Source organism: Sulfurimonas sp., assembly GCF_014859695.1.
Classification (GTDB): Bacteria; Campylobacterota; Campylobacteria; order Campylobacterales; family Sulfurimonadaceae; genus Sulfurimonas.
In genome coordinates, this window is sequence record NZ_JACUTS010000109.1 from 1 (window position 1) to 4,691 (window position 4,691).

The 4,691-nt window shown below is 36.0% G+C and carries 3 protein-coding genes; all 3 read left to right on the top strand.

Annotated features, from left to right (window positions below; all coding sequences use genetic code 11):
• On the top strand, positions 1–3,130 hold a 3,130-nt coding region (gene cas3f, locus IBX42_RS11280), incomplete at its 5' end, for a type I-F CRISPR-associated helicase Cas3f (protein WP_294932997.1).
• Between the two features lie 9 nt (positions 3,131–3,139).
• Positions 3,140–4,396: a type I-F CRISPR-associated protein Csy1 gene (gene csy1 / locus IBX42_RS11285; RefSeq protein ID WP_294932999.1), complete on the top strand. Its 1,257-nt coding sequence runs from the start codon at positions 3,140–3,142 to the stop codon at positions 4,394–4,396.
• Positions 4,393–4,691, top strand: a 299-nt coding sequence (locus IBX42_RS11290; protein ID WP_294933001.1) for a type I-F CRISPR-associated protein Csy2, incomplete at its 3' end; no start/stop codon positions are given. The genes csy1 and IBX42_RS11290, both read left to right, overlap by 4 nt.

A 4,691-nucleotide genomic window follows, 5' to 3' on the forward strand; every position in this document is an offset into this window, starting at 1 on the left:
AAGTTGCCACTGGATACGCAGTCGCAGTCGTAGTGATTTTTTATGGGTTGTTGGGAATAGAGATAGATTTAATAGTGAGGGAGTAGTGCCTGTGCATTGGACGGCTAAGCGTATTTTAGATAATTATAAAGAGAGTGATTGGAAATATTTACCACTTATAAAAGCATTGACGGCACTTTCTGCTTTGTTCCATGATTGGGGAAAATCAACAGCTCTTTTTCAGAAAAAGCTACAACCAAACAGTAAAATAAAAGGTGACCCGATTCGTCATGAATGGATAAGTTGTATTTTACTCAATGCTTTTATTTCACAAAATAAAGAAGATTGGCTCCATCGTTTAAGTGAGGGTGTAATAGATGAAACTTTATTGATGGCATCAGTTCAAGATGTTAATGAAAGGGTATTGCAAAATCTTCCATCTTCGGCACAACTGATACTTTGGCTAATTGCTTCTCATCATAAACTACCAAGTGAAGCAACTATGAAATCAATTATTGCAGATGAATATAACGGTGTGGCTTCTTTTTCTATAGAAGAAACCTTGCAATATATTAAACAATCATGGGGATATGAAAATAGAAGAGATGAAGAGGAGTATCAAAAACTCTTAAAACAGTGTTTCATTTTTCCTCATGGTCTCTTAAGTAACTCTTCTAAGTGGTTGAGTTTAGTCAAACGGTGGGCTACCAGACTTCTTGCACTTCAATCACTTTTAGATGAAGCTATAAATGACGGTAGTTATAGAGCCGTTTTGCATCATAGTCGTCTTTGTTTAATGCTGGGCGACCATAACTACTCTTCACAGGATAAAAATTCTTCCTATAAAGATATCACAGGACTTTTTGCAAATACGCATCCTAAAACCAAAGAGTTAAAACAAAAACTTGATGAACACTTATGCGGTGTTTACAAAAGTGCTATGAAAATTGTTCATTATTTACCCATGTTTGAGGACAAATCTCCTATAGTTAAAAATAATAGAGCCTTGAAAATAGCAAGTCCTAAAGAGTTTGCTTGGCAAGATAAAGCTGTACAAAAGATAAAAACGCTCATAAGTGAGGAGTCTCAAAAGAGAGGTTTTTTTGCTGTCAATATGGCTAGCACCGGATGTGGAAAGACTTTTGCAAATGCTAAAATTATGCAAGCTATCTCCAAAAATGGAGATTCTTTGCGATATGTTTTAGCCTTGGGGCTAAGAACTTTAACCCTGCAAACAGGTGATGAATATAGAGAAAGAATTGAGCTAAGTCAAGATGATTTAGCAGTTTTGATAGGTTCAAAAGCAATAATGGAACTCCACAATCACAAAGACAAACAAGAAGAAGATGTTGACAAGCATGATAAGTTTGGTTCAGAGTCTTTAGAGAGTTTGCTTGATGAAGAGGTGATGTATGAGTGCGATATTCCAGAGGATGGACTCAGTACTATTTTGCAAAAAGAGCGAGATAGGAAGTTTCTTTATGCACCCGTGCTAGTTTGCACAATTGACCATCTCATGGGAGCGGTGACAACTAAAAAGGGTGGGCGTTATATATTACCTAGTTTGCGAATGTTATCGTCTGATTTGGTTATAGATGAGATTGATGACTTTAGCGGGTCTGACCTTATTGCTATTGGGAGATTGGTACATTTAGCAGGGATGTTAGGGCGTGGTGTGATGATCTCATCGGCGACTATTCCGCCTGATTTGGCAGAGGGATATTTTAATGCTTATAAGAAAGGGTGGCAACTTTACGCTAAAGGGCATGAAGCAAAAAACAAGATAGTCTGTGCATGGATAGATGAGTTTAAAACAGAGGTAGAAGCGATTGAGAGCTTACAAAGCATAAGAGCATTAGAAATATATCAAGAGAGTCATAATCATTTTGTAGATAAGCGAATAGAACATCTACAAAAAGAACCCATAAAAAGAAAAGTAGAGATAATTGAGTGTCATAAGGCAATGGAGCAGAGCGAAGATGAAAGGGATGCAACAAAAGCAGAGATTTATTTTTCAAAAATAAAAGAAGCAATCATACACAAGCATCACCGGCACCACACTGTTGATAAAAAAAGTGCGAAACGAATCTCTTTTGGTGTTGTGCGTGTTGCCAACATATCACCTTGTGTAGCTTTAACAAAATTTTTAGCCATGGTTGAATATGAGGATGTCGAAATAAAAGTAATGGCATATCATGCTAATCAGGTATTGCTTTTACGCCATGAGCAAGAGAAGCATCTTGATGCTGTTTTAAAGCGTAAAGAAAAGCAAGATGAAGAGCCAAAAGCATTTGAAAATGAAATTATCCGTTCTCATATAGATGCCTCTCAAACGCAAGATATACTTTTTGTTTTGGTTGCAACCCCCGTAGAAGAGATAGGAAGAGACCATGATTTTGATTGGGCTGTGATTGAACCATCTTCTTATCGCTCTATTATCCAACTTGCAGGGCGTATACGACGTCATAGAGCAGGTGAGATAGTTAAGCCAAATATTGCTTTGATGCAATACAACTATAGAGCTTTTAAAAGAAGCGATGACGATAAGGGAAAATATTTTAATAAACCCGGGTATGAAGAAAATATTACACTCAATACGCATAATATCTCAAATTTAATAGATACAAAGCAGATAGCCGATAGACTTGATGCACGAGCTAGAATTAAAAAACCTAAAAAGTTAGACCAAAAAAATTCTCTAATAGATTTAGAACATTTTGCAACGCAAAAAGATTTGACCTCCTATAGTAATAAAGGGGCTGATTCTTTCCAAGGATATTTGGACGAGAGTTGGTTTCTAACCGCTCATCCCCTCTATCTTCATCCATTTAGAGAGGGAAAAGAGAGTATAAAAGTATATTTAACTTATAGCGAAAAAAATGATAACTATTTTTTTGCAGAGATAGATGAGCATGGTATGCCAAAAAATAGGGAAGAGATGCTACGGATAACGAAGCTAGAAAATGATGATATAGATACAAAGAGATTATGGCTAAACCGAGATTACGCTCATGTAATTGAAGAGTACGCATTAAAAAGCAATCAAACTAAAGAGGAGGTATCATTGAGGTATGGAGAGTTAAGTTTTGTGATTTACAAAGACAATGATGAGTTTGAATATAGTGACCAGTTTGGATTGGTGAAAAAATAAGGAGAAAAATTGACAGAACATGCAATATCTAAATTTTTTGACGAAAGAAAAGAACTTTGGATGAAAAAAAATCAGAAGAGTTCCATGTCTGATGATGAAGTATTAAAACTTCAAGGGAAATGTGAAGAGTTGTTTTCACTCGAAAAATGGCTTCCTGATGCTTCTTCGCGAGCAGGGCAGATTTCTATAGCAACACACCCTTGTACTTTTTCTCATCCAAGTGCAAGAAAAAATAAGAATGGGTATGTTACCCCGATTATAGCCGATACTCAAAGGCGAAACGATGGATTCCTTAGAAGCGGCAATGTAGAGGTTGAGCGTGATGCACTAGGAAATGCAGCCGCACTAGATGTTTACAAATTTTTAAATTTAGTGATGGGTGATGGTCAAAAACTGATAAATCACATAGAGTCAGAGAGTGAATTGGCAAAATCACTTTTAAGGATTAACGATAATAGTTATGAGCATTTAAGAGATGGCTTTTGGGAGATGATAAACTCTCCGGAAGTTTTAGTCACAAGCGAAAAGATAAAGCAGGTTTATTTTCCTGTCAACCATGACTATCATCAACTCTCTATTTTAAGTAATTCCGGGATTATGTATCATCTTAAAAAGCGTATTGATACTATCCGTTTTGGTGATGAACTTAAAGAGATGCGAGAAAAGAGAAAGAAAAATGAATACTCGGATAAAGGTTATAGTGAGATTTATGATTTAACTCTTATAGGTTATGGAGGCACAAAGCCCCAAAATATTTCTGTTTTAAATTCTCAAAATGGAGGAAAAGCATATCTGCTTCGTTCTATGCCGCCTGTGCTGAAAAAAAGGGAGAACCATTTTCCTAAAAATGACTTTTTTCAAGATTCAATAAGAGCATGGGAGATTTCAGAAACTTTTGATGCTCTTTATAGAATCTATAGTACAGATTACAATAATATTAATATCCGCAATGGTCGTACCTACAGATATGAGCAGTTAATGGATAAAATCATCGAAAAGATGTGGTCGGTGCGTTTAATCTCTCAAGAACAATATTATGAACCAACCTCAAACTTAAAATCTTATCAAAAGATTTGGTTGTGCCATGAATATGAAGAGGTACGAGAAAAAGAGGATAATTGGTTGGATAAACTAGAAAACGAGATAACTAGATGGCTAGTTAAAAGCTATGAAAAACGAGTTAATAAAAAAGGTTTTCTAATTGGAGAAGAAGAGAAAAAAGATATGGCAGAAATAGTGCATAAGTATAGGGAGATGTTACGATGACACGACAACTATTATTGTTACCTCATTTAGAAGTACATAACGCAAATGCTCTCTCAAGTCCATTTACTATAGGTTTTCCTGCCATGACCGCATGGCTTGGAGCAACACATGCATTGCAGAGAAAGTTAAATAGCGATGGTTTTGAAGCTTTAAGATTTAAAGCAACAGGAGTGGTAAGTCATAATGCTAAGTTAGAGACTTTAAGAGGTGCATATGTTCACTCTATTATAGGAACCGGAAACCCCTTAGATAAAGATGGAAATCGCCCCTCGTTTATAGAAGAAGCTCGGATACA